At 71.5% G+C, this 24,448-nt stretch carries 24 protein-coding genes and 1 pseudogene; 12 read left to right on the forward strand and 13 right to left on the reverse strand.

The window, feature by feature from the left end; genetic code table 11:
- Positions 1–101 precede the first annotated feature (101 nt).
- From BLW63_RS20655 to BLW63_RS20680, 7 genes and pseudogenes are all read right to left on the reverse strand, one after another.
- Positions 102–293 carry a hypothetical protein gene (locus BLW63_RS20655; RefSeq protein ID WP_091160537.1) on the reverse strand — a complete coding sequence of 64 codons (192 nt, stop codon included), beginning with the start codon at positions 291–293 and terminating at the stop codon, positions 102–104.
- A 120-nt stretch (positions 294–413) separates the two neighbouring features.
- The gene (locus tag BLW63_RS28150; protein ID WP_244522700.1) at positions 414–1,136 is read right to left on the reverse strand and encodes an MBL fold metallo-hydrolase; all 723 of its coding nucleotides are present in this window, start codon (positions 1,134–1,136) and stop codon (positions 414–416) included.
- A gap of 50 nt (positions 1,137–1,186) precedes the next feature.
- Positions 1,187–1,351 carry an SRPBCC family protein gene (locus tag BLW63_RS28155; RefSeq protein ID WP_244522701.1) on the reverse strand — a complete coding sequence of 55 codons (165 nt, stop codon included), beginning with the start codon at positions 1,349–1,351 and terminating at the stop codon, positions 1,187–1,189.
- Positions 1,352–1,466: 115 nt separating this feature from the next.
- Positions 1,467–1,730: pseudogene (locus BLW63_RS29040) on the reverse strand (SRPBCC domain-containing protein); the annotation flags it as partial.
- Complete coding sequence (locus tag BLW63_RS20670) at positions 1,727–2,086, reverse strand: ArsR/SmtB family transcription factor (RefSeq protein ID WP_091160540.1); 360 nt, start codon at positions 2,084–2,086, stop codon at positions 1,727–1,729. The pseudogene BLW63_RS29040 and the gene BLW63_RS20670, both read right to left, overlap by 4 nt.
- 53 nt (positions 2,087–2,139) lie before the next feature.
- A complete protein-coding gene (locus BLW63_RS20675) occupies positions 2,140–2,577 on the reverse strand; it encodes a VOC family protein (RefSeq protein ID WP_170856890.1) in 438 nt (145 codons plus the stop codon).
- A gap of 231 nt (positions 2,578–2,808) precedes the next feature.
- Positions 2,809–3,027, reverse strand: coding sequence for a hypothetical protein (locus tag BLW63_RS20680; protein ID WP_091160545.1), 219 nt, complete (start codon positions 3,025–3,027; stop codon positions 2,809–2,811).
- A 177-nt stretch (positions 3,028–3,204) separates the two neighbouring features.
- Here BLW63_RS20680 and BLW63_RS20685 point away from each other — a divergent pair, with 177 nt between their 5' ends.
- Both BLW63_RS20685 and BLW63_RS20690 read left to right on the forward strand, forming a co-directional pair.
- Positions 3,205–3,612, forward strand: coding sequence for a nuclear transport factor 2 family protein (locus BLW63_RS20685; protein ID WP_091160547.1), 408 nt, complete (start codon positions 3,205–3,207; stop codon positions 3,610–3,612).
- Between the two features lie 346 nt (positions 3,613–3,958).
- Complete coding sequence (locus BLW63_RS20690; protein ID WP_091160549.1) at positions 3,959–4,861, forward strand: arginase family protein; 903 nt, start codon at positions 3,959–3,961, stop codon at positions 4,859–4,861.
- Positions 4,862–4,948: 87 nt separating this feature from the next.
- Here BLW63_RS20690 and BLW63_RS20695 read toward each other — a convergent pair whose 3' ends face one another.
- The 3 genes from BLW63_RS20695 to BLW63_RS20705 form a co-directional block, all read right to left on the reverse strand.
- Positions 4,949–6,232: an FAD-dependent oxidoreductase gene (locus tag BLW63_RS20695; RefSeq protein ID WP_091160552.1), complete on the reverse strand. Its 1,284-nt coding sequence runs from the start codon at positions 6,230–6,232 to the stop codon at positions 4,949–4,951.
- Positions 6,233–6,920: 688 nt separating this feature from the next.
- Complete coding sequence (locus BLW63_RS20700; protein ID WP_091160554.1) at positions 6,921–7,217, reverse strand: hypothetical protein; 297 nt, start codon at positions 7,215–7,217, stop codon at positions 6,921–6,923.
- Positions 7,218–7,234: 17 nt separating this feature from the next.
- The gene (locus BLW63_RS20705; protein WP_091160556.1) at positions 7,235–7,840 is read right to left on the reverse strand and encodes a dihydrofolate reductase family protein; all 606 of its coding nucleotides are present in this window, start codon (positions 7,838–7,840) and stop codon (positions 7,235–7,237) included.
- A gap of 148 nt (positions 7,841–7,988) precedes the next feature.
- Between BLW63_RS20705 and BLW63_RS28660 the strand changes: the two genes are divergently transcribed.
- From BLW63_RS28660 to BLW63_RS29200, 4 genes are all read left to right on the forward strand, one after another.
- Entirely contained in the window at positions 7,989–8,123 is a 135-nt protein-coding gene (locus BLW63_RS28660) for a hypothetical protein (protein WP_280140553.1), read from the forward strand.
- A gap of 365 nt (positions 8,124–8,488) precedes the next feature.
- A complete protein-coding gene (locus BLW63_RS20710; RefSeq protein WP_091160558.1) occupies positions 8,489–9,748 on the forward strand; it encodes a low temperature requirement protein A in 1,260 nt (419 codons plus the stop codon).
- 1,043 nt (positions 9,749–10,791) lie between these two features.
- Entirely contained in the window at positions 10,792–11,103 is a 312-nt protein-coding gene (locus tag BLW63_RS20715; protein WP_091160561.1) for a hypothetical protein, read from the forward strand.
- Between the two features lie 100 nt (positions 11,104–11,203).
- Positions 11,204–11,395, forward strand: coding sequence for a transposase (locus BLW63_RS29200; protein WP_483099037.1), 192 nt, complete (start codon positions 11,204–11,206; stop codon positions 11,393–11,395).
- A 389-nt stretch (positions 11,396–11,784) separates the two neighbouring features.
- On the opposite strand, the gene BLW63_RS20720 is transcribed toward BLW63_RS29200, so the two are convergent.
- Entirely contained in the window at positions 11,785–12,372 is a 588-nt protein-coding gene (locus tag BLW63_RS20720; protein ID WP_091160563.1) for a hypothetical protein, read from the reverse strand.
- 178 nt (positions 12,373–12,550) lie between these two features.
- On the opposite strand from BLW63_RS20720, the gene BLW63_RS20725 reads away from it, so the two are divergent.
- Positions 12,551–13,852 carry a HupE/UreJ family protein gene (locus BLW63_RS20725; protein ID WP_091160566.1) on the forward strand — a complete coding sequence of 434 codons (1,302 nt, stop codon included), beginning with the start codon at positions 12,551–12,553 and terminating at the stop codon, positions 13,850–13,852.
- Positions 13,853–14,089: 237 nt separating this feature from the next.
- Here BLW63_RS20725 and BLW63_RS20730 read toward each other — a convergent pair whose 3' ends face one another.
- Complete coding sequence (locus BLW63_RS20730; protein WP_091160569.1) at positions 14,090–16,660, reverse strand: HAD-IC family P-type ATPase; 2,571 nt, start codon at positions 16,658–16,660, stop codon at positions 14,090–14,092.
- 403 nt (positions 16,661–17,063) lie between these two features.
- Here BLW63_RS20730 and BLW63_RS20735 point away from each other — a divergent pair, with 403 nt between their 5' ends.
- On the forward strand, positions 17,064–17,891 hold the full coding sequence (locus BLW63_RS20735) for an HpcH/HpaI aldolase family protein (RefSeq protein WP_091160571.1): 828 nt from the start codon (positions 17,064–17,066) through the stop codon (positions 17,889–17,891).
- A 345-nt stretch (positions 17,892–18,236) separates the two neighbouring features.
- Positions 18,237–19,250, forward strand: a complete 1,014-nt coding sequence (locus BLW63_RS20740; protein WP_091160574.1) for a Gfo/Idh/MocA family protein — start codon at positions 18,237–18,239, stop codon at positions 19,248–19,250.
- Here the strand turns inward: BLW63_RS20740 and BLW63_RS20745 are convergent, their stop codons facing one another.
- Entirely contained in the window at positions 19,251–20,219 is a 969-nt protein-coding gene (locus tag BLW63_RS20745; RefSeq protein ID WP_211517211.1) for a LacI family DNA-binding transcriptional regulator, read from the reverse strand. It abuts the gene before it with no gap.
- A gap of 369 nt (positions 20,220–20,588) precedes the next feature.
- Here BLW63_RS20745 and BLW63_RS20750 point away from each other — a divergent pair, with 369 nt between their 5' ends.
- The 3 genes from BLW63_RS20750 to iolD all read left to right on the forward strand — a co-directional run bounded on the left by BLW63_RS20750 (position 20,589) and on the right by iolD (position 24,400).
- Positions 20,589–20,828: a helix-turn-helix domain-containing protein gene (locus tag BLW63_RS20750; RefSeq protein ID WP_091160578.1), complete on the forward strand. Its 240-nt coding sequence runs from the start codon at positions 20,589–20,591 to the stop codon at positions 20,826–20,828.
- 116 nt (positions 20,829–20,944) lie between these two features.
- Positions 20,945–22,384 (forward strand): aldehyde dehydrogenase family protein, encoded by a 1,440-nt coding sequence (locus BLW63_RS20755; protein WP_091160581.1) that lies wholly within the window; start codon positions 20,945–20,947, stop codon positions 22,382–22,384.
- A 33-nt stretch (positions 22,385–22,417) separates the two neighbouring features.
- Complete coding sequence (gene iolD, locus BLW63_RS20760) at positions 22,418–24,400, forward strand: 3D-(3,5/4)-trihydroxycyclohexane-1,2-dione acylhydrolase (decyclizing) (protein WP_091160583.1); 1,983 nt, start codon at positions 22,418–22,420, stop codon at positions 24,398–24,400.
- The last annotated feature ends 48 nt before the right edge of the window (positions 24,401–24,448 follow it).

The following is a 24,448-nucleotide window of genomic DNA, read 5'->3' on the forward strand; positions in this document are numbered from 1 at the left end:
GGTGCCTCGGGGGGCGGCGGGTCTGTGCACGCTAGGACACCGTGACGCCGCCGGACTCATCGGTGACCCGGCACAAGGGCCGGCGTCCGCCGGGACCTCGGTCAGGACGCGCGTGCCGCCCGGAGCCGCGCGATGGCGCTCGGCCCGACGCCGTGGAGCGGGGCGAGTTCCGCGAGGTCGTCGGGGAGGTCGGACAGCGTCCGGTACCCGGCGTCGAGCAGGGCGCCGGTGGCGGGCCGGCCGATGTGCACACCGTCGAACACGGGGCCGCGATCGGCCCGCTTGTCGCTCATGTGTGCTGTCCGGCGGTCCCGGTCGCATCCCGTCTCCGGGCGAGGCTCTCCGCCTGCCCCTCGTGGATGTCGGCCACCCACTCCCAGCCCGGCCGGGCGGACGGGCCGATCCGCGGGGCATCAGGAGTGCGGCCGTCCCGCAGGGCGTGCAGGTAGGCGCGGTCCCTGCGCGATCCGTGCGCGCGCCTGGCCGGGGCCGCCGACGGACCCGTGACCGGGGACGACGCCCTCGACGTCGTCCGCCACGCTCTCGAGCAGCCGCAGCCCCAGGAGGTAGTTCTCGACCGGGTCGTTCGTGCCGCGGGCGTCGTCGAGCATCGGGATCAGGACGTCGGACAGCATGTCGCCGGCGACGAGGACGCCGCGTCCCTCGATCAGCAGCGCCGCGTGTCCCGGGGCGTGTGCCGGGTGCTCGACGATCCGGACCCGAGGGCCGTCCCACAGGACGTGCTCGGTGCCGGCGGGCAGGCCGGTGATGCGGCCGAACAGGTCCAGCGGTGTGTCCTCGGCGGTCTCCGGCGGCAACCCCTCGGCGACACGCGCCTGCCAGTCCGCCTGCGCCAGCAGGTCCTGCAGGAACGCCGCGCAGCGGGCGGTGCCGTACCGGGGCGCTTCCCCCAGTTCGGCGTGCCAGAGCGCGTGGTCCCAGTCGGGATGGGTGGCGAAGCCCGCCACGACGGGCCGGCCCGACTCCCGGAGGTCGTTCGCTAGACAGGCCATCTCGTCGCCGGTGATCCCGGGGTCGACGAGCAGCACCCCGGTTCGGCCCTCCACGACGACGGTGTTGTTCTCGATCAACGCGCTCTGGTGCACGAGAACGCCGTCGGCGACCTGCGTCAGCACGGCGCTGCCTCCTCTTCCGGGGATGCTGCAGCCTGCAGCACCCACCCGGCTCAGGAGAAGAGACCGCGGTAGTGGTCCGAGCGCTCGAGGTAGTGCGGGAAGGCGACCTGGCACGGGTCGGCGCCCTCGAACGCGGTGACGAGACGGTCGAGGTAGTAATCCCAGCCCGGTCCGACGCTGGCGGCCACGTCGGCGCCCACGGGGCCGTCGGGCACGACCTGCGTGAAGGTCAGCGTCGTGACCCCGCCCGCCTCGGTGAGCTCGAGGGTGTGCTGCCAGGTGACGCGCGGACCCGACCCCGTCCTCGGAGAAGGGCGCCGCGTCGCGGCTGCGCACCACAAACCGGTGGGGCGGCTCGCACGCCTCCACCAGGTAGACCTCCTCGGGCACGTCGTCGCCCTCGGCCGTCATGCGGAACGCAATCTCGCCGGACGCCGGGTCGCCGGTCCAGGTCCCGATCCACCGTTCCATCCGGTGCGGCTCGGTGCAGGCCGCCCAGACGTCGCCGACCGGAGCGTTGAAGGTACGGGTGAAGACGACGTGCTGGCCGCCGTCGCGGGTGGTGCGGCGGCCGAGGGGCGTGGTGGTGCTCATGCAGTGTCCTCCTGCTGGTGGTCGGGACGGGACGTCGATCGCTCGCGGACCGTGCGGCGCACCTCGAGGTCGAGCCCGTCGAGCGCCGCCTCGGCGAAGGGCGGCGCCGGGCGCAGCTCCTCGAGCAGGGCGGACACCGGCGCCAGGCCGGAGCGGTCGAGCGCGTAGTGCCGCTCGCGGCCGCGGTCCTCCACCGAGGCCAGCCCGGCCTCGGTGAGCAGCCGGAGGTGCTTGCTGATGGCCGGCCGGCTGATGGGGTGCGCGGCGGCGAGGTCGACGACCCTGGCCGGGCCGGCCACGAGCGCGCGCAGCAGCGCGCGGCGCACCGGGTCGGCCAGGGCCGTGAACGGATCCACGCCCTATTGGTAACTCATCGATTACCTATGCGCAAATGGTCGGGGTCCCGTGGTCAGTCCTTCTGCAGCTCCTCGGCGAACATCACGAGGATGTCGCTCGGGCCGCGCAGGTAGGTGAGCTTGTAGACGTCCTCGTAGGTGGCGACGCCACGCAGCGGGTTGCAGCCGTGCCTGGCGGCGATCTGGAGGGCGGCGTTGATGTCGTCGACGGTGAAGGCGACGCGGTGCATCCCGATGGTGTTCGGCTGGATTGGCTCGGCCTCGATCGCCTCCGGGTGCACGTACTGGAACATCTCGATGCGACCGTGCCCGTCGGGCGTCTGGAGCACGGCGATGTCGGCGGTGTTGCCATCCAGGCCGACGGCGGTGTCCGCCCACTCGCCGCTGATCCGTGCGCGTCCGAGCACCGTCAGGCCGAGGTCGGTGAAGAAGCCGATCGCGGCTTCGAGGTCGCGGACGGCGATGCCGACGTTGTCGAGTCTGATGGGCATGGCTCGCACGTTAAGGCCGCAGTGCGCCGGCCCGATCGACGGGCTGCCTGTCGACCTCGGTGCGGGAGGCCTACCTCTGAGCGACTGCGCCTCGTGACCCCGCGCCCAGCGGACAACCACCGCCGGGTGCACGTGACCGAAGGTTCACCGGATTCCCGGACGGCCGCCGATGCAGTGAGCCGTACCGGTGACGAGCATGGGATCGATGCTGCCGTATGTGTCGTGCTCAGCTCAGGAGAGGCGCCTTCCCCAGCGGAAGTACGCCACCGGATCGAAGAAGTTGATCGCGATGAGCAGAGCCCAGCGGCTCTTGCTGCCGTTCACCGCGGCCGCCGGCCGCGTCGCCAGGTCCGCCCAGGCGGTCGCGGCGAGCGACAGCTGAACCGACGCCAGGGTCAGGATGGCGGTCTGCTGCCGGCCGCTCAGATCCTTCCATCGTCGTCGTGCCACGGATCCTCCTCTTCACGATCCCTGTCCGGCCTGACGGAGCGGCTCGATGCGGGACTGGCCCGGTTGAAGGGCATCGACTGGTTCAGCCAAGTCGGCTGACCACGCCGTCACGCGCGCCTGCCTTGACACGATGCGAGGGCCGTGCCTGGCTGGCGCCATATCCGACGAGGGGCCGGCATGCACGAGACGATCGCTCGCCTGCGCGACGCCGTGAACGCCCACGACGTGGACGCTATGGTCGAGTTGATCGCGCCCGGGTACCGCAGCGAACAACCCGCGCATCCCAACCGGGGCTTCGGCGGCAAGGATCAGGTGCGCAAGAACTGGAGCACCCTGTTCGCCGGAGTCCCGGACCTCAGGGTCGACGTGCGCGCCCATCTGGACGATGGGACGACGTCCTGCTCGGAGTGGGAGTTCCTCGGCCATCACGCCGACGGGTCGGACTTCAACGAGCGGGGGGTCGTCATCTTCGGCCTTCGGGACGACGGCCTGATCACCTGGGGACGGCTGTACATGGAGATCGTCGAGCAGGGCGGTGCGGACATCGACGAGACGATGCGCCAGGCCGCGAGAGTGCCGGACTGACCACGCTGCAGGCTCAGAGCCAGGCGGCGAATGAGGGCACCTGTCCGGAGAGGCCCGAGGCGTCGCCACGGGTCAGCCAGGCGACGATGGCCGACACCGCCCCCTCGAGCTTCGTACTTCCGGATCCCCAGGTCCGGTCGGTTCGGTCGCGACGAGCGTGACGTCGGTTACCTCGAGGCGTTCAGCGCAGGTGGCAATGCCGTCGTCGACGAGCCCGGCCTAGAGGTCGGGCGGCAGGTCGGCGATCATGAGTCCGGCGCGCAGATCGACGCAGTGAATTTGCTGTCCGAATGGGGATCCTCCTGCGGGCGTTGTCAGACGACGTCGACGACCCGACCATGACCACGTGGGTGCCACGGGCTGGTTCGTCCTCGGAGCGCCCTGGGACTGCTCCGGTTCGGGTCGTGGGGAGCAGGCCGCGCCGGACGCGCTGCGTGCCGCGGGGTTGTCCGCCCAGGTCGGCAGGGACCTCGGGGACGCCGCCACCACCATCACCAGCACGCACCGCGACGCGGACACCGGGGTGCTGGCCCTGCTCGACACCGTGCGCGCGGCGCGGACGCTGACCGACCGACTAGCCGCGGCGCTGGTCAACCTGCCGGGGCAGCGGCCCCTGGTGGTGGGCGGGGACTGCAGCATCCTGCTCGGCATCGTCCCTGCTCTGCGCGCCCGCGGCCTGGTGAGCCTGTGGTTCCTCGACGGCCACCCGGACTTCCTCGACGGCGCCGCATCAGAGACCGGAGAGACCGCGGACATGGAGCTCGCTGTGCTCACTGGCTCCGGAGCCGCGCCGCTGGTCGAGCTCGCCGGCCCGGCACCGATGACCCCGATGGTGCCGGTCGAGCGCGTGGTGCTGCTCGGGCACCGTGCCGAGAACCTCGACGACGCCTCCGCCGCCGAGCTAGCCCGCCTGCCACCCGAACTACGCCGGATCGATGCCTCGACCCTGATGACCGACCCCGCCGCCGCCGGTGAGCGCGCTGCCCGATGGCTGGAGCAGTTGGACCCGGTCGGGCAGGGTGCCTGGCTGCACCTCGACCTGGACGTCCTCGACCCTGACGCCCTCCCCGCAGTGACCTATCCGCAGTCCGGCGGGCCGGACTGGGAGGAGCTCGCGCACACGCTCACGCCGCTCACCCGCTCGCCGAACCTGCTCGGCGTCAGCGTCGCCGACTTCCGGGCAGACCTCGATCCCACCGGCGCCCTGGCAGCCCGCGTCGTCGCTCTCCTCACTCGCGTACTGCGCTAATTCGGCCGCCCGCCCCCCGGCCGGACCTGTGTCGATCGAGGAAGGGCTACCGACGCATCGGCGACTGGCCGGGGGACCCGGTCGCCGTCACGCAAGGGGATCCCCTGCGGGACACTGGTGGCTGGCCTTGCCGAACGGCGCGGGTGTTTCCGTGTGGGGTTCCTCCTGCGAGACGTTGGTCCGGCGGGCCGGCGTTCCCAGGACCGGTGATGCGGGCTCGGGTGGGGTCCAGCCCATCGCGGCATGGGACCCGCGCGTGATGGCGCTGGCCGGTGTCAGGCGCATGACGCTGTTCCGCAGGGTCTGGCGCCAGCCGCCGCCGAGGTGGGATCCGAAGTGGCCCGATGCAACCGAGGCCCGGGCCAGGGCGCGGCATCGGGGCCTGCGGGCGGCGTCGAAACCGTCCAGAACGGGGGCCAGCCGTCCGCCTGTCGCGACGGGGGCGCCGACGAGGAGGCCCACGCAGAGGCCGTCCTCGAGCGCTGTCGCGGCTCCTTGTCCCATCGTCGGGAGGGTGCCGTGGGCGGCGTCGCCGACCATGACGACCCGGCCGGTCGTGTAGCGCGGCAGCCCACCGGGCAGATGGTGGACGTCGTGCCGCAGGACCACCTCGGGCGGCGTCGCGGCCATCACCTGCTGCACCGGGCTCGCCCAGCCCGCGAACCGTTCCCTGGCCGCACCGAGTTCGTCGGCGATCACCGTGCGCTCGGGCAGGGCGACATACCCGTACCAGTACGTCTCGTCCTCGGCGACGCGCACGATGCCGAACTCCGCGTGCGGGCCCCAGTACTGCTGCAGCGCCGTGTACCCGGGGGCCCCGGGCGCGATGCCGCGCCAGCTCGAGTACCCGCTGTAAACCGGGCGGCTCGCCGGGAACAGCACCGCGCGCATGGCACTGCGCATGCCGTCGGCGCCGACGACGAGGTCCGCCTCCCGTCCCTCGACGACGGCGGGTGCCCCCTCCGGCTCGCCCGGATCCACGGTGGCCACGGGGGTGCCGGTGACGATCCCGACGCCGCAGGCCAGGGCCCGTTGGTGCAGCGCGGCGTGCAGACGGCGGCGGTGTACTCCGATGAGCCCCACCGACCGCCGCATGACGGGGGTGTCCGGGAGGGCGAGGATCGGTCGGCCCTTCAGGTCCCAGATGCCGCCTGCCCGGGTCGGGTACCCGAGCGCGGCGACGTCGTCGTCCCCGAAGCCGAGCCCGCGGAACGCGGCCACGGCGTTGGGGGTCATGGCGAGGCCTGCCCCGACCTCACCGAGCTGCGGCGACCGCTCCAGGACCGTGACCTGCCACCCGGTCCGTGCGAGCGAGATGGCCGAGGCCAGACCCGCGATACCGGCCCCGACGACGATCGCAGCGTGTCCCATGCGCCCTCCGTCGTGGGCCGGCCGCCCTCGTGCTCTTCGCGAGGGTCCTGATCAGGGTGGTCGCGACAACCGCCGTCATGGTCTTCCAGCAGAGAACGTCCAGGAGGTTCAGCGCTTCCTGACCGCCCACGCCCTCTGGGCCTGCCTGAGCTGCCCCTGACCTCAGGTGCGACCCGTCCCGATCACCGATCCCCGTGCGTGACGGCGGCTGCGGTCTCCGACCTGTCCCTGAGGGCGGCTTCAGGGCCACGTCCCGGCCGCTTGCACCGCCCCCGCCAAGGGGCGTCACTGGAGGTCTTCGCAGATTGCCAGGAACCCTTCGCAGAATTGCGAACCGCCCCGGACCGGAAGGTCAGGGGCGGCTTGTTGTCGAGCGGGAAGCCACTGACGCCTCCACCACCACCGCCGAGAACGTCACCCGGGAAAGACCCACGGCGCGGTCCCGAACGGGGCGCCCGTGCGCTTCCCGCACCGCCGGCAGATCTTGTCGTCCGGACCCGAGGGCCGCTCGCCGTCCGGGTGTCGCTGGACGTAGGAGTGAAACCCGAACCGGCACCGCAGTGGCTTCCGATTCATGGGCCGACGCTAGGCGTCGCCGATCCCGCCCGGAAGGGGAGTACGGCCCGGCGCGCCAGGACTGCCTCCCCCTGATCGCCCAGAGTGGGCCGCTTAGTGACATGGAGCAGGTCTACTCGGGCAGGCGAGGAGGGCCGTCGACGAGGAGCCGGAACAGGTGCCGGACCTCTCCGAGGTTTGGCGGGCCGCACGCCGTGGCGAAGCGACCGACACCGGACTGCAAGCTGACCCAAGCGTGCTCGCTTCGGGGCACGTCGCTCGCGGCTACGGATAGGTCGGCATCGCATGCCGGCCAGGTCGATCTGGACCTGCCAACCGGGTCGTCCAAGGTCTCGATCGCCAGATGCGTGACGACGGCAATGGGCTCGACCAGTTCGAAGAGGCGGCGGGCGGTGGTGGCGTTCGACACCGGCGGACGGGGCGACGTCACGCAGGGGCACCGAGCGGCGGGTGCTCGAGCACGCGTGGCTTGTACTCGACCAGCTGGATGCGGCCGTCGAAAGTCCGGTGCTCAATCATCTCGAGGGCGACGTCCGGATAGCCGTCGTAGATGCGTTCTTGGCCCGTGGCCCCGGTGATCACGGGGAACAAACCGACCCGGAAACGGTCGACGAGTCCGGCTTTTAGCAGGGACCGGCACAGGCTGAGGCTGCCGATCGTGCTGAGGAGCCCTGAGCCATTCTCCTTCATGGCGCGGACCGCTTCGACGGCGTCGTCGCGGACGAGCGTGGAGTTGGCCCACGCCAGTGGCTCCTCGAGCGAGGAGGAGAACACCACTTTAGACGCTTGCGTGAGCTCGTCGACGGACGCCTCTTCCTCGGCCCTGAACTCGTCTTGGCCATTCGGGACCTCGCCCGCGGCGAAGCTCGACATCAGGCGGTAGGTGTTTGCTCCCATCAGGTAGGTGACCTGGGGCTGCTCGCCGAGCCAAGCGAGGTACTCCGGGCCCTCGAGGCCCCAAAACCCGGGCCAGCCCTCTCCCGATGCGTAGCCGTCGAGGGAGGTGATGAAGTCAACGAGAAGCTCTGACATGGTGGTGTCCTTTCCTAAGGCGTTACGAGCTTGGACCGGCCGGGAGCCACAAACTCATCGGCCGCGCTATGGGGTAACGAGGAACCCATGACGCTGCAGCCGGTCGTCCCGGCTCGCCCGCGCCCAGCGCGCTGCGCCGAGCTGACCGATGCCCACCGGCCCACCCGACCAGTCGCCGCCCGTCGAGGCCGACTTCGGGTCCAGCCACGACGCGATCACCGCCGAACTACTCGATCTGACCTGGCAGTTCCTCACCCCACGGCAGCCCTACAGTCCGCGCTGAACTCGGCCAGTTCATTGCCGACCACGGTCGGCACCCGTCGCCGGCCTCGGCGCCCTCCTCGACTGCCTACAGCTCAGCCCCGCACGGCATCACCCACGCGACGCACACGGCGAGCGAACGCCACCAAGATCAACCAGTGGGGGCAGAAGTCGCTCCACAACACGCGTCCGCCCGGCGGTCAGCTTGTGCAGCGTCATCACGGCCGCGGACCGTAGGAAGCCAATCTCCAGATCAGATACCGCGATTCTCCAGTGGAGCAGTCAGGGCTCCCCCGACGGTCGGGCGCAGGGGCGGCGCCCTCGACACACGCGGCCGAAGCCGACGAGGATCTGCGCTCGCACGGGGCCGGAGACGGGAGCCGTCCGATGAGCCAGCACGCCGAGCGGTCCTCATCGCCGCGGCCGCACCTCGGCCGAGTGCGGGCGGAGCCGAAGCGCGAGGACCGCGCGGTCACCACCCTCGAGTTGTTCCTCGACCTGGTGTTCGTCTTCGCGCTGACCCAGGTGACCGCGTTCATGGCCGACCACCTCACGGCGACCGGCCTAGTGCAGGGCCTGCTGGTGATCGCGCTGCTGTGGTGGAGCTGGACCGGCTACGCGTGGCTGGGCAACCTGGTCGAGGCCGACGAGGGCGTCGCGCGGATCGGCATGTTCGCCGCGATGGCCGCCATGTTCGTGCTGGCGCTGTGCATCCCGGAGGCGTTCGACGACCTGCCCGGCGGGTTGGACGGGCCGGTCGTCGTCGCGGTGTGCTACCTGGTCTTCCGCATGCTCCATCTGGGGCTGTTCTACCTGCTGTCCGGCGACGATTCGGGGCTGCGCGGGCAGCTGCTGCGCTTCACCCCGGCCGTGCTGGCCGGCACCGCGCTGCTGCTGGTCGCGGCCGGCACCGACGGCGCGGCGCAGACCTGGCTGTGGGCCGCCGCGCTGGCCGCCGACTACGGCGGGACGTGGCTGGGTGGAGCGCGCGGATGGCGGATCCGGTCGGCCCGGCACTTCGCCGAACGGCACGGCCTGATCGTGATCATCGCGCTGGGCGAGTCGATCGTGGCCATCGGCGTGGGCGTGGCCCTGCTGCCCATCTCCTGGCCCATCGTGGTGGCCTCGGTGCTCGGCCTGACCCTGTCCGGCGCCCTGTGGTGGGCCTACTTCGACATGACCGCGCTGCGCGCCGAGCGGGCATTCGCGGCCACACCCGACGACGACCGCGCCCGGTTCGGCCGGGACGCATACACCTTCGTGCACCTGCCGCTGGTCGCCGGGGTGGTGCTGCTCGCGCTCGGGCTGAAGAAGGTCCTCGAGTACGTGGGGGACACCGAGGCACACGGGTTGGCCGATCCGCTGAAGGGCGTCGCCTTGATCGCGCTGGTCGGCGGGGTCGGGCTGTACCTGCTGGCCTCGGTCGCCTTCGCGGCGAGCGCCGGGGCCGCGGTCGAGCGGGTGCGGCTGGTGGTGGCGCTGCTGTTGCTGCCCCTCGCGTGGGCGGGCAGTGCGCTGCCGGCGCTGGCGATGCTGGGCCTGCTCACCGGCGTGATGGTCGCGCTGGTGGCGTACGAGTCACTGCGGGACGCCGAGGCCCGGCACCGCCTGCGGCACGAGGACGGCCACGCCGCGACGTCGGCCTGATCTAGCAGTGGCGGTCTCATGCCTCCCCTCGAACCGTCCGACCGCGGAGCTCCGTGGCCGCCGGCTCCGGTGAGGTGCTGCCCGAGGTGGACGACGGCGTCGCGGTGGTGAGGCTGAACGCGCCGTCGTGGCGGAATGACCTGTCGGCGGCCAACCAGCTGCCTCGCTGGGCGCCTCGCGCACCCGGAGTGCAAGACGTGTGTGGCATATGATCTTGGTCTGACTCCAGTAGCGACCAGGAGCAGCATGGCCGGTGGAGCAGAGCACCAGAATCGACGTCGAGGCCCCGGTCGAGCAGCGCCTGACCTGCTTATCGGCACCGGGCTGCGTCCGGAGCGCTGACGGGCCGGTGGGTGGCCGACGAGATGACAGTCCTCGAGGCGGCGGACACCTCGACCACCGTGTCGCCGTGGGCGCCGACCGCGCCCGATGCTCTCCTTCTGGCCGGGTCGACGTCCCTCCAACCGCTCGTCGTCAACGATGCCCACCGCCCGTCGGGGCCGTCCGGTGGAACCAGGACCCGCCCCGCGTCAGGTGTCCGTTGGTCGATTACTGGTTCAGAGGCTCGCCGCTGCCGGGCATCAACGCGCGGTGGCCTGCATGGTGCTGCAGCCGTCTCGGTCGGGCTCCCGGTGAGTGGCGAATTGGGGCGCCCGGTACCCGGGCCGTCGCGGACGAGCAGCTGTTCGCCACGATCACCGCGGTGCACGCAGGCTCCCGCCCCGGCGCACGTCGAACTTCGCCCCTTGCGCTCGGGCTGGCATGCGGGCGCAAGCGGGTGGCCCGACTGATGCGCGCTGCTGCCTGGCCGGCGGCTCCCACCGGCGCAACACCGCGCCTCGCTGGTGCGATCCCATGAGGGTGGTGGGCGTGGTGCGTCGATGCTGCCGTGGAGACGATGCAGTCGGTGCCTGATGTGCTCGTGCCGCTGACAGAGAGACCGCCGGGATGTCCGCATCAGCCGTATTTGTCCGTCGTTGTCGGCGCTCTTACCCCGTCAACCATGACCAACGGCGCATCGCGCCTCGTCCAAAGAGGATGACATGCCAACCATCTCGGGAGATCTGCACAACGCCGACTACGGAGACAACGTGGTGCGCGATATGACAGCTGGGGATTATCAATACACGCTGTCGGCAAGCGATGGCGGGAAGCTGGCGTTCAAGGTCGAATGTAAAAATGATCGAGACAACTGGGAAACCATTGAGGAGAAGCAGAAGATTCGCAACGCAGAGGTGAACGGCCACTTCACAGTTCTCGACCAAACTGGCGGTTCGAGTGACGTCAGGTTCAACTTCAACCGCGAGTTCCTGGGCAACGGGGTTGACTACGTCCTGGAGTACGAGGAGGACTGACACGTCAACTCCAGGAGTTCTGGCAGCCTCGACCTCTGAAGCGGTGCCGGTCGGCAGCTTATGCAGACCTGAACGCCGTCATCGCGACAGCCTTCGTCCCGTGGGCGCGCCAGCTGGAGCTGCTGCAGACGGTCCCTGGGGTGGGGAGAAGGTCGCGCAGGTGATCATCGCCGAGACCGGTGGGGACATGTCCCGCTTCCCCTCCGCGGCGCACCTGGCGGCCTGGGCCCGGAGTGGCGCCGCTTCACGGGTCTGTGTGGCACTCGATCTTGTGCCTTCTCTAGTCGGATGACCATCGAAAGGCGCGCGGCGCCCGACGACGAAGCGACTCCGCTGTTCCCCGAGTTGCGTCCAGCGCCGTCTTGGGTGCTGATGCCGGAAGTGAGGGCGCCCACTCACCCTCGCGGCGAATCCGGTCTGGCCGGAGCCGCCATGCAGGACGGCGAAGGAGCGGAGCCGACCATGTGAGCGCCGTGTGCCGCACTCCGATTGGACGGCGCCTGCGCCCCCGACGTCCGGCGGGATCCCGGTTCGGGCCCGACGGCGGGCGCAGCTGGTGCTGTGGGTGCAGCGCGACCGCGATGGCCACAGGACGCCCGCGGGACGTGAGATGGGCCCCTCAGGATGTTGTCTGGCGCCCATCTCACGCCGGCGGCAAGCCGCGGGCAGGTCGAGGCCAGGTCAGGCGTCGAGGCCGCTGAAGGTCGGCGTGGCCTCCTCGCCGTCCCAGCTGGCACGGAAGGTGAAGGCCTCCTCCAGCGCCGCCAGATACTGGTCGGCCTCGTCCTGGGTGATGGTGCCGTCGGCCAGCAGGGTGTCGATGGCCGGGCTGTACTTCGCGACGAGCGCGTCGATCAGCGTTTGCGGGTCGATGCCGAGGTCCTCGGCGACGGCGGCGAGGTTCTGCCCGGCGTCCATGCGCACGTGCAGCTCGTCGTGGCTGATGGTGAGGACCTCGTCCAGGACGTCCTCGACCGGCTGGTGGCCGCGGTGCAGGCCGAGGCCGGCATCGCCGTAGGCCTCCTGGATCAGCTCGACGAGCTGGTCCTCGGTGGTCACGGAGGAGACGTCGATCCCTCGGGGGCCACCCTGCCCGCCGCCCCTCGGGCCGGCGTCGGTGGACGTCTCGGTGGTGCTGCCGTCGGCGGACGCCGAGATGCTCGTGCTGCTGCTGGTCGTGGAGGCGGTCTCGGAGGTGGTGCCGCAGGCGGCTGCGACGGGGACGACGGTGGTGAGGAGGAGGGCGGCGAGGGTCGTGCGGAGCTTCACGGTGGGCTCATCTCGTGAGATCGGGGTGAGTCGGTCGGGCACCACGATGGGTCGCAGCCCTCCGGCCGCCCTGAAGGTCCGCTGTGAAGACGCTGTGACACCACTCGGCTGCACTCCGTGACATCCTCCCAGCCGGCGTCCGGGGAACTCCCAGGGACGACCGGCACGGTCGGGACCCATGGCCTCCTCCCCCCACCGACGCATGCTCGCCGCCGGCGCCGCTCTCACCGGGGCGCTGACCGGCGGCCTCGTCCTGCTCCCGCCCGCCATCGCGAGCGCACACAGCCTCGACAGCAGCACACTGTCGGTGCGCGTGGGTGAGGACGCGGTGGACACCACCGTGACCGTCGCGCTGCAGACGCTCGACGAGGCGCTGGGCACCGCCTGGACGGCGGCCACCGACGTGGACTCCTACGCCGAGGCCGTCACCGCCTACGTCGACGAGCACCTGACCGTCACCGGCGCCGACGGCGCGGCCTGGACCGAGACCTACACCGCCGTCACCGGAGAGTCGGTGGAGGGCATCGACTCGGTCAGCGTCGAGGTGACCCTCGACCCCGGCGGCGCCGACCCGTCGTCGTTCACCCTCGTCTACGACGGCGTCATCGAGGCCGACCCCACACACGAGGCGGTCGTCGTTCTCACGGACGCCGCCGGGGACATCTCCACCGCCGGAGTCCTCACCGCCACCGACGACAGCCTGCGGATCGGGGAGGCCGCCTCCACCGGGATCGCCGACATGGTCGGCTACGGCCTGCACCACGTCCTCGAGGGCGCCGACCACCTGCTGTTCCTGCTGACCCTGCTGCTGGTGGCGCCGCTGGTCGCCGTCGCCGGCCGGTGGCAGCGGCGCGAGGGTCTGGCCCCGACGCTGCGCCGCGTGCTCGCCGTGGTCACGGCGTTCACCGTCGGGCACTCGCTGACGCTGATCGCCTCGGCGCTGGGGTGGGTGTCGGTGCCCGGGACGCCGGTCGAGGTGCTGATCGCGGCCTCGGTGGGGGTGGCGGCGGTGCACGCGATGCGGCCGCTGGTGCGTGGGGGTGAGGTGCTCATCGCCGGCGGGTTCGGGCTCGTCCACGGGCTGGCCTTCGCCGGCATCCTCACCGACCTCGGCCTCGACGGCGCGGCGTCGGTGCCGTCACTGCTGGCGTTCAACGTCGGCGTCGAGTCGGCGCAGCTGCTCACCGTGGCGCTGATGTTCCCCTCGCTCTACCTCGCCTCGCGCACCCGGTGGTACCCGGCCGTGCGGCTGACCGGCGCGGCGGTCGCGCTGGCCGCCGCCACCGGCTGGGCGCTGGACCGCCTCGGCGTGCTGGCCAACCCGCTGGCCGGCGTGGAGGGGGCCCTCATCGCCCACCCCTGGGTGCTGGTGGCCGGGAGCGCCGTCGTGGCGACCTGCTGCTGGATGGCCGACCGTCAGGTTCCGTCGCGCCCGGCAGGATCCACGCGGGACGAGGTCGTCGCACGGCCGGCTCGCTGACTGTGAGTCCGCCTCTGGTCGTCTCCGGGCGCAACCAGTCGCCGGCGCAGCGGGCGGTCGGGCCCTCGCGCGGGGCCGTCGTCGCGGGCGTGGATCGGCGGGGGCGGAGCCGTGAGAGGTCGAGGAATTCCGCGGCACCTGCCGGGCCGGCCGCCGGACGCCGTGGGCCCTCCGGTGTCCCTGGAGCGACGCTGGGCAGGGTCTGCGCCGATCCGTGCGGCCAGCTCACCCACACTCTCACCGAATACCCGGCCGTGGCGTTCCGCGCTGGGTCGAGCCGGGCTCCGCGAGTAGTTCGAGTCCGAGTGCTCGGTCGAGCAGCCGAAACCGGTAGGCGCCGCTGAGCAGCAGGAACCAGACGACCAGTGTGGGCAGCACGACGAGGAACACCGGCTCGGCCGCGTCGGTGACACCGAAGTAGTCGGTGAACCAGGGCACGTACAGGCCTGCGCTGAACGCGACCACGAGCACCGCGGCCAGCACGGCCGGCCGCTTGTCGCCGTCCGGCCGGGTCCACGACGCGAAGAGCCGGGAGGGCGGCTTGAGGAACAGGATGAGCACGAAGGCGGCGTAGGAGACGAACGTCGACAGGCCGGTCTGCGCCCCGAGGGTCGCTGCGGCCTCGGCGAACCCGACGTCATCGGAGGACAGGCCGGTGTACTGCTCGAACTCGGTGATGGCGAACGCGGGGAAGTCAGGGCCAGCGAGCGCGTCGATGAGGTCGGTGTAGAGCGTGGCGTACACGGCCACGCCGCCCGCCGCGGTGACCAGGGCGGCCGGGACCACGAACCGGCCGAGGTCGGCCAGCAGGTGCGGGTCGGGAGGCTGCGGACGAGCCCAGGCGGTGAGGAACAGCGTCGGTACGCCCACCGTCAGCAGGGTCAGCCCCACCTGCGCGGGCGAGTAGGGGAAGCCCAGGCCGAGCAGGGTGACCGTGAGGATGACCAGGCCCTGGGTGGCGACGCGGGCGAGGAAGACCTGCATGGACGTCGCGATGCCGCTGATGATGCGGCGGCCCTCGTGGCGGGCCGGCACGAGAGCGGCCAGGGAGTCCTCGGTCAGCACGATGTCGGCGACGTCGCGGGTGACGGCGCTGCCGCTGCGCATGGCCACGCCGACCTGCGCGGCCTTGAGCGCTCTGGCGTCGTTGACGCCGTCGCCGAGCATGGCGACGTAGCGGCCCTGCCGGCGCAGCGCGGCGACGAGGCGCTCCTTCTGCTCGGGGGCGATGCGGCCGAACACCGCGGTGCGGGCCACGACGGCGTCCAGTTCCGGGTCGGAGAGCGCGTCCAGGTCGGCTCCGCTGAGCGCGTCCGCGCCGTCCAGGCCGGCCTGCCGGGCCAGCGCGGCGACCGTGCGGGGGTCGTCGCCGGAGATGACCTTCACCGCGACGCCGTCTTCGGTGAACCGGGCCAGCGTCTCGCGGACCTGCGGCCGCAGCTCGTCGGCGAGGGCGAGCACGGCCAGCGGCTCCAGGGCGGGCAGCCGCGGCCGCCCGCCGTCGTCGCGCAGCGGGGCCAGCGGGTCGACCGCTCGGGCGGCGACGAGGACCCGCAGCCCCTGCGCCGTCCGCTCGCCCACGACCCCGGTGAGCGGCGCACCGGTCAGGTGCGGTGCCAGGACGTCGGGTGCGCCGAGGACGAACAGGCCGTCGTCGGTGCGCACCGCACTCCACCGCAGCGACGAGGAGAACGGGATCTCCTCCCGCACCGGCCACGGCTCGCCGGGCAGCGCGGCGGCCAGCGCGGTGGTCGTGAGGTTCGGCGTGGCCGCGCTGCGGGCCAGCGAACCGACCACCGATTCCACGTCCCCGGGCGCCAGCGACCCGACCGGCACGACCTCGGCGAGGCCCAGCCGGCCTGTCGTCAACGTGCCGGTCTTGTCGGTGCAGACGACGTCGACGTTGCTCATCGACTCCACGGCGTTCACCTGCTGCACCAGGGCACCGCGCCCGGCGCTCCTCGCCGCGCCGGCGGTGTAGGCGACCGCGACCAGGAAGAACAACCCGTAGGGAACCAGCCCGGACAGCACCGCGGTGGTCTGCACCACCCGGACCAGGGAGAACCCTTCCAGGGCCGCCTGCAGCAGGATGGCGCCGCTCATCAGCACCACCAGGCAGATGACCAGCCGGACGACGAAGGCGATGCGGCGTTGCAGCGGGGTGGTGTCGGTGGACACCCGCCGGGCGTCGGCGGTGAGCCGGCTGGAGTAGCTGGCCGCGCCGACGTCCCGGGCCAGCTGGTACCCCTCGCCGCCGACGCAGAAGCTGCCCGACAGCAGGTCCTCGCCGGGCTTCTTCACCTGCGGATCGGACTCCCCGGTGAGCAGGGACTCGTCGGCCTCGACGCGTCCGCCGTCCAGCACCGGCCCGTCGACGACGACCTGGTCGCCGGGGCGTACGTGCATGACGTCGCCGCGGACGACCTCCTCGGGGAGGATCTCCACGTCTCGGCCGTCCCGGACCACGGTGACCGTGCCCCGGCTGAGCAGCTGCAGACGGTCGAGCTTGCGTTTGGCCCGGATCTCCTGGACCGCGCTGATCGCGGCGTTGACCAGGCCCAGGCCGACGCTCACGACCGCGTCGTTGACGCGCCCCAGCGCGAGCAGCGCGACGCCGATGCCGAAGAGGACCAGGTTGAAGAAGGAGAAGACGTTGGTGCGCAGGATCTGCGCGTAGCTGCGCGAGGACCGGCTGACGGCGACGTTCGCCTCGCCGCGCCGGCGCCGGGACGCGACCTCGGCCTCGGACAGCCCCTCGGGCCCGGTGGCCGCCGCCCCCCGGTGCGCGTCCGTCGACTGCACGTCCATCCCGCCCACTCCCCGCCCCGTCGCCGCTGTTCCGGGCCCGGCCGAGCGCTCGTCCCGTGCATCGGCCGGCGTCCGCGGTGGCTCAGCGGTCTGTCCCGTCACCGGAGTCTCCCCTGCCGGAGCGGTGGTCGCTGGCCCGTGGTATCGGAACCCGGGAGGGTCACCGGACCGACGGCGGGCACGGTGCGGCCCGCCGTCACACGTCCCCCGGTGCCCGGTGAGCCCGCGGAGGCGGGCGCCGTCGTCCACCGGTTGCGCTGCTCGGCCCGCTCGGTGATGGCAAGTCATTGACTGGCGACCGGGCCTGTGCGAAATTGGACCGGTCCAAATCGCCCCCCGGCGGATGAGCTGACGAAGAGAAGAGCTCAATGATGGGATTACGGTTCGTCAACGGGAACTGCCGATGAGCGACATCGCCCGGCAGCCCGGACCGCTCAACGGAGGGCAGTTGCGTGACCGGTTGGCAGCCGGTCAGGCGACGTTGGGCACCTTCGTCGGCACGGCCTCCCCGGTCACCGCTGAAGTGTGTGCCGCGGCCGGGTTCGACTGGTTGCTGGTCGACCTGGAGCACGGTCTGGGTGGGGAGGAGCAGGTGGGGGCAACCGTGCCGGCGGCTGCCGCCTACGGCGTCCCGACCCTCGTACGTGTCGAGTCCGAGGCGCGCATCCGCATCGGTCGAGTGCTCGATGCCGGCGCAGCCGGTGTGATGCTCCCGCGGCTCGACACGCCGGTGCAGGTGCATGCTGCGATCAAGCACCTGTACTACCCGCCGCGCGGCGACCGTGGCGTGGCAACGTACAACCGGGCCTGCAGGTTCGGGCTCGATCCCGGCGCTCTGGACAGGGGGAACGACGAGGTCCTCTGCGTCGTCCAGATCGAGTCCGTGCGAGCCGTCGCAGCGGCGGAGGAGATCGCGGCCATCGATGGGGTCGACGTGCTGTTCGTAGGCCCCCGCGACCTCAGCCACGATCTCGGCGTGCCGGGCCAGGTGCAGGCTCCGGTGTTCCTCGACGCCCTCGAGCAGGTTCGTCTCGCCAGTCGCAAAGCCGGCAAGGCCTGCGGCCTGCTCGTGAACGACGGTGCGGCCGCCGCAGCCAAACTGGACGAGGGATGGACCTTCGTGGCCATCGGCTCTGATTCGACCCTGCTCGCCACTGCCGCGACGTCACAGCTCGCCCGCGCCCGGAAGGGCGGCCCTGCAGATGTTCGCCGCAGCGAGGGCCCGGCGTAGCTGGTGACGACCGCGCCCGCCGAAGGTGAGGTCCCCTTGAGCGTGGATGTAGTCCTCCCTGTCTTGGTCGTCCGCAGAGGCCGTGACGCAATCAGGGCCGGCTCGGCCGCCTCCTGGGGGTCTGTCATGGCGGGAGCGGAGGCCGTGCGGACAGCCCGCCATGACCACCGTGAACAGCGCCTGGTCGATCCGCCGGCGTCGTTCCAGCGGCGAGGGCAACGCACGAGCGGCCGCGGCGCGGGATGCGCAGCGCCGGACCACACCCTGGTCGCCAACATCGACACGAATAAGCCGTAGTCGGCGGCCGGGAATGATCGTTCTGTCCTCATCAACACTGGAGTTGCCATGAGAATCGGGTTGATCGGGCTCGGCCGGATCGGCGCCTTCCACGCCGAGACGCTGTCCGCGTTGTCGTCGGTGACCTCCCTCGTCGTGACCGACGCCGTCCCGGCGGCCATCGATCCCGTCGTGAAGCAGCTCGGCGTCGAGGCCGTTGAGACACCTGAGAAGCTCCTGGCCTCGGGCGTGGATGGCGTCGTGATCGCTGCGGCCACCGACGCCCACCCCGAGCTCATCGTCGCCGCGGCCGAAGCCGGGGTGCCGGTGTTCTGCGAGAAACCGGTTGCGCGAACCATGGCCGAGGGCGTCGCAGTCGCCCGCCGGGTCGCCGGGTCGGGTGTGCCCGTCCACATCGGCTATCCACGCCGCTTCGACCCGGGCTTCGCAGCGGCCCGGGCGGCGGTCGCGAGCGGCGAGCTCGGGTGGCTGCACACCGTGCGCTCCACGACCCTGGACCCCGCACCGCCACCACCTGCGTACCTTGCTGTGTCCGGCGGCATCTTCCGCGACTGCAGCGTGCACGACTTCGACGCGATCCGCTGGGTCACGGGTCGAGAAGTCCTCGAGGTCTACGCGACGGGGTCCGATCGCGGGGACCCAGTGTTCGCCCGGTCCGGCGACGTGGCGTTCGCCGCGACCGTGCTCACCCTCGACGACGGCGCGCGCGCCGTGGTGTCCAACAGTCGCTACAACGCGCGCGGCCACGACGTGCGGATGGAGTTGCACGGCTCGGTCGACAGCATCGCGGCCGGCTTGGATGACAAGCTCCCGCTGCGCTCGGCGCAGGCCGGCGTGACCTTCCCCGGCGGGAGGCCCTACGTGTTCTTCATGGACCGCTTCGCCGACGCCTTCCGGGCCGAGCTATCAGCGTTCACCGAGGTGGTCGCCGGTTCCCGACCCTCACCGTGCACGATCGAGGACGCGCTGGAGACGGGGTGGGTGGCCGAGGCCGCCACGTTGTCGCTGGCCGAGCACCGTCCCGTCCGCATCGACGAGGTGCGCGAACCAGTGCTCGGATGATCAGTCGGCGGGTGCGGGGCCCGTCGAGGACCGCTCGACCAGTGCGGGGAAGAGCAGGCGGGTGCCCGCGGTGCCGCGCTCGCCGTCGATCCGGGCGGTGAGCGTGCGGCCGGCCACCTCCCCCACCTCGGTGATGTGGCTGTCGATCGTGGTCAGCGACAGCCGTTGCAGTCGCGCGAACCAGGTGTCGTCGTAGCCCACGACCGAGAGGTCCTCCGGGACACGGAGGCCCAGGTCGTCCGCGGCAGCCAGCACGCCGATCGCGGAGAGGTCGTTCGCCGCGACGATCGCGGTCGCCCGGTCCGAGGATCGCAGGAGGCCGGTCGCGACCCGATGTCCGGTGGCCTCAGTCCAGTCTCCGGTGACGCATCGGGGCTCGAGCCCGGCATCGGCCATCACCGCTTCATAGCCGACACGACGCAGACGACCCACCTCGCCCTCTCCCACGATGTGGGCGATGCGGCGGTGCCCCAGCTCGAGCAGGTGGCTCGTCGCCAGCTGAGCGCCACGGTAGTCGTCGTTGGCGACCACATCGACGGCGGACAAGCGCGGCTCCCGGGTGCCCGCGACGACTGTCGGGATCTGATCGCCGAGTGCCTTGACCTGTTCGGCGGCGGAGGGCGACGGCGTTCCCACCAGCACGAGTCCGTCCACCCGCAGATCCGACAGTGCCTGGACGGCGTCGGGCTCGGTGTGTCCGTCGGCGAGCAGCGGGCGGAGGCCGTGGCGGTGCAGGACCGGGCGCAGCCCGTCGAGCAGCGCCACATACCAGGGGTTGGACAGATCGTCGATGACGACCCCGACGGTTCGGGTGCGCCGCTCGGCGAGGCTGCGTGCCACGGGGTCGGGCCGGTAGCCCAGCTCGGCGACGGCTTTCAGCACGGCCTGCCGCTTCGACTCGGACACGTTCGGCGAATTCTTCAACACCAGCGACACCAGGGACTTGGACACCCCGGCCCGGGCCGCCACGGTGCGGATGGTCGGCGGACGACCCGCAACGGGCTCAGACGTCACGCGGTCTCGCGTTGGTCGCACTCATCCGTGGCCCACTCTCATCGCCCGCCTCCACTCGTTGGCCAGCACACTACGTCCAGCAACTTGGACATGTCCAACGACTCGTCGATCGCGAGGAGGTCCAGGTGACAGGGCGGCCACGGATCCACCCCGCTGTCTGGGCGTCCCGTGTCGATGAGCGGCGTCGCCCGAGTGAAGACGCCCGCCCGACGCCTGACCGAGATGCGTGTACTCGCAGAACAGGAGGGGGTTGACCAGCAGGGTGACCCGGGTCATAGTTGGACCGGTCCAAGACATGCGGACGTCGGAGCCGAAGGAGGGCACATGCCGGTACGCAGGGGGTCGAACGGCCGGCGGTCCGCCATCCGGGACGTCGCCGAGCGCGTCCAGCGGGCTGGTGACGAGCTCGGCTACCGCATGCAGCTGGCGGCCCGCTCGCTGTCCGACGTCCGGTCGGATACCGCCGGGGTCCTCGTCGCCGACCTGCGGAACCGGTTGCGGGTCGGCGTGGTCGCGTGGGCCGGTCAGGTGTCCCTTTCTGGACCGTCCAGCCGCGCATTGTGACTGTCGAAGATCTGTCCCGAAGTGTCGTGGAACGCCCCGCGCACGGTGTGGAACGACCCGATTGTCGCCAGTGGGAGCCGGGCGCCGGCCCGACGAGACCAACGAAGGAGAGAGCGTTGACGAGCACGCAGTTGCTGATCGGCGGGCGGTGGACGGCCGCCCGGACCAGTGAGATCGAGGAGGTCCGCTCGCCGTACGACGGGAGCGTCGTGGGTGAGGTCCCCGTGGCGGGACTCGACGACGTCGAGCTGGCTCTCCAGGCGGCCGAGCGCGGTGCGGCGACTTGGCGGCGCACCCCGGCCCACGAGCGGATGCGCATCCTGCTGCGGGCCGCGGAGCTGGCCGACGAGCGCACCGCGCAGATCGCGGCGACGATCAGTGCCGAGAACGGCAAGACGATCACCGAGGCGACCGTCGAGGCCGGCCGCTCCGGCGATCTGATCCGGCTCTCGGCGTTCGAGGGCACGCAACTCTACGGCGACACCCTGCCGCTGGACGCGAACAAGGGCACGGGCTTCGACAAAATCGGTTTCACGGTCCGCCAGCCGGTCGGCATCGTCGTCGCGATCACCCCGTTCAACTATCCGTCGCTGCTGGTCCTGCACAAGATCGGGCCGGCGCTGGCGGCCGGGAACGCGGTCGTCCTCAAGCCCGCCCGCAACACCCCGCTGACCGCGCTGGCGCTGGCGGCGTGCTTCGTCGACGCCGGGTTGCCCGAGGGCGTGCTGTCGGTCCTCACCGGCCCGGGCGGCGCACTCGGTGACACCCTCGTGGCGGACCCGCGGGTGCGGAAGGTCTCGTTCACCGGCTCGACCGGCATCGGCGAGCGCATCGCAGCCCGGGCCGGGGTCAAGAAGCTGTCGCTGGAGCTCGGAGCGTCCTGCCCGGTCGTGATCATGCCGGACGCCGATCTGGAGCTGGCGTCGAGCGCGGTGGCCGTGGGTGGCTTCGCCAACGCGGGCCAGGTCTGCATCTCTGTGCAGCGTGTGATCGCGCACCCGGCGATCAACGATGACTTCCTGGACGCCCTGGTCCCGAAGGTGGAGGCCATCAGGACCGGCGACCCGTCGTCGGCGGACACCACCATGGGTGCGGTCATCTCCACAGCGGAGGCCGAGCGGATCCAGGAGTCGATCACCGCAGCGGCGAAGGCCGGGGCGCGCGTCCTGACCGGCGGGGAGCGCGACGGCGCCGTGGTCGCCCCGACGGTGGTCGCCGACGTCGACCCGTCGTCCCCGTTCAGCCAGGACGAGCTGTTCGGTCCGGCGGTCGCGGTGAGCAAGGCCGAGGACTGGGAGTCGGCGATCGCCCAGGCGAACGGCACCGCCTTCGGCCTCGCCGCGGGGATCTTCACCGCCGACGTCGCGGGCGCCGTTCGGGCCATCCGGGAGATCGACGCCGGGAACGTCCACATCAACTGGACGCCCCTGTGGCGTGCCGACCTCATGCCCTACGGCGGCCTGAAGGGGAGCGGAATCGGCAAGGAAGGGCCGCGCTGGGCGGTCGCCGAGATGACCGAGGAGAAGACGGTCGTCCTGCACGGCCGGCCCTGGTGACCCCCTGCACGGACTCGAGAAGAAAGAGCTGCCATGAGTAACAGCCGTTCGGGCAAGACGGTCCGACTGACCGTCGCCCAGGCCGTGGTCACGTACCTGTCCAAGCAGTACTCCGTCGCCGACGGGCAGCGCCGCCGGCTCATCCCGGCCACTCTCGGCATCTTCGGCCACGGCAACGTCGCGGGGATGGGCCAGGCGCTGGACCAGCTGAGTGACCTGATGCCGTTCGTGCAGGGCCGTAACGAGCAGTCGCTGGTGCACCTGGGCGTCGGTTACGCCAAGGCGATGAAGCGGCACGCGACCCTCGCCGTCACCGCCTCCATCGGCCCTGGCGCGCTGAACCTGGTCACTGGCGCCGGGCTGGCCACGGTGAACCGGCTGCCGGTGCTGCTGCTGCCCGGTGACACGTACGCCACCCGACGGCAGGGGCCGGTGCTCCAGCAGCTGCAGCACCCGGTCGAGGCCGACGCGACGGTCAACGATGCGTTCCGGCCGGTGTCGCGGTTCTTCGACCGGATCAACCGGCCCGAGCAGTTGTTGACGGCGCTGCCGGCGGCGATGCGGGTGCTGACCGACCCGGTGGACACCGGCGCGGTGGTGTTGTCGCTGCCCCAGGACATCCAGTCGCACGCGTTCGACTTCCCGAGCGAGTTCTTCGCCGAGCGGGACTGGGCGATCCGCCGCCCCATCGCCGACCCCGACGAGGTCGAGGCCGTCGCCGGGCTGCTGGCCCGGGCGCAGAAGCCGATCATCATCGCCGGTGGCGGCGTGATCTACTCCGACGCCACCGCGGAGCTGGAGGACCTCGCCGGCTCGGCCGGGATCCCGGTGCTGGAGACGATGGCCGGTAAGGGCGCGGTCCAGCAGAAGGCGTGGTGGCAGCTGGGCGGCATCGGCCTGGAAGGCACCCCGGCGAACAACGACCTCGTCCGCGAGGCCGACCTCGTGCTGACCGTCGGGTCCCGGCTCACCGACTTCCCGACGGCGTCGCAGTCGCTGTTCGAGAACCCGGACGTCACGTTCGCGGCGATCAACGTCAACGGCTACGACGCCCAGCGGCTCGGTGCCACCGGCATCGTCGGCGACGCCAAGCGCGCCCTCGCCGCGCTGGCCGGCGCAGTGCAGAGCGCCGGGTACACCAGCCCCGCCGAGTGGCAGGACCGGGTGCGCTCCGCGGTCGAGGGCTGGCAGCCGGTACGCGCAGCCGCGCTGGACCCGGACACCCCGTTCGACCGCTCCACGATCCCCGCCGACTTCCCCGACACCGTCCCCGACACCGGAGCGCTGCTCACCCAAGGCCAGCTCATCGGGCTCCTGCAGGAGCACGCCCGAGCCGGCGACACCATCGTCGCCGCCGCCGGCGGCCCGCCCGGAGACCTGCAGAAGGTGTGGGACGCGACCGAGGGCCGGTTCTGCCACCTCGAGTTCGGGTTCTCCTGCATGGGCTACGAGATCCCGGCCGGGATGGGCGTCCGCCTGTCCGCCGCCGACCCGGACTCGCGGGTCGTGGTCTTCATCGGTGACGGCACGTTCCTGCTGTCGCCCACCGAGCTGGTCACCGCGGCCCAGGAGAGCATCGCCGTGACGGTGGTCATCCCGGAGAACCGCGGCTACCAGGTGATCCACCGCTTGCAGATGGGCCGCCACGGCCGCGAGTTCGGCAACGAGTTCCGCTACCGCACCGGCACCCTCGACCTCGCGGGGGAGAAGAGCGACGGGCAGCAGCCCCGCCTCGACGGCGACTACCTCGAGCTCGACCTCGTGCAGGTCGCGCAGGGGCTCGGCGCCCGCGGCATCCGCGCGAGGACCGTCGACGAGGTCCGGGCAGCGCTGGACGACACCCGCGGCCACCAGGGCCCGGTCGTCATCGTCGTGCCGGTGATCCCACACATCGACCTGCCCGGTGCCGGTGCGTGGTGGGACGTCGCCCCGTCCGAGGTGTCCGAGGACGAGACCGTGCAGCGCCTCCGCGCCGAGTACGAAGCCGGGCTGTCCAAGCAGCGCTGGTTCGGCTGAGCACCCGCTCCCTTCTCGCCCCCTTTCCGCACATCCCGCAGAGAGAGA

Source organism: Geodermatophilus africanus (genome assembly GCF_900107105.1).
In the GTDB taxonomy this organism is placed as follows: domain Bacteria; phylum Actinomycetota; class Actinomycetes; order Mycobacteriales; family Geodermatophilaceae; genus Geodermatophilus; species Geodermatophilus africanus.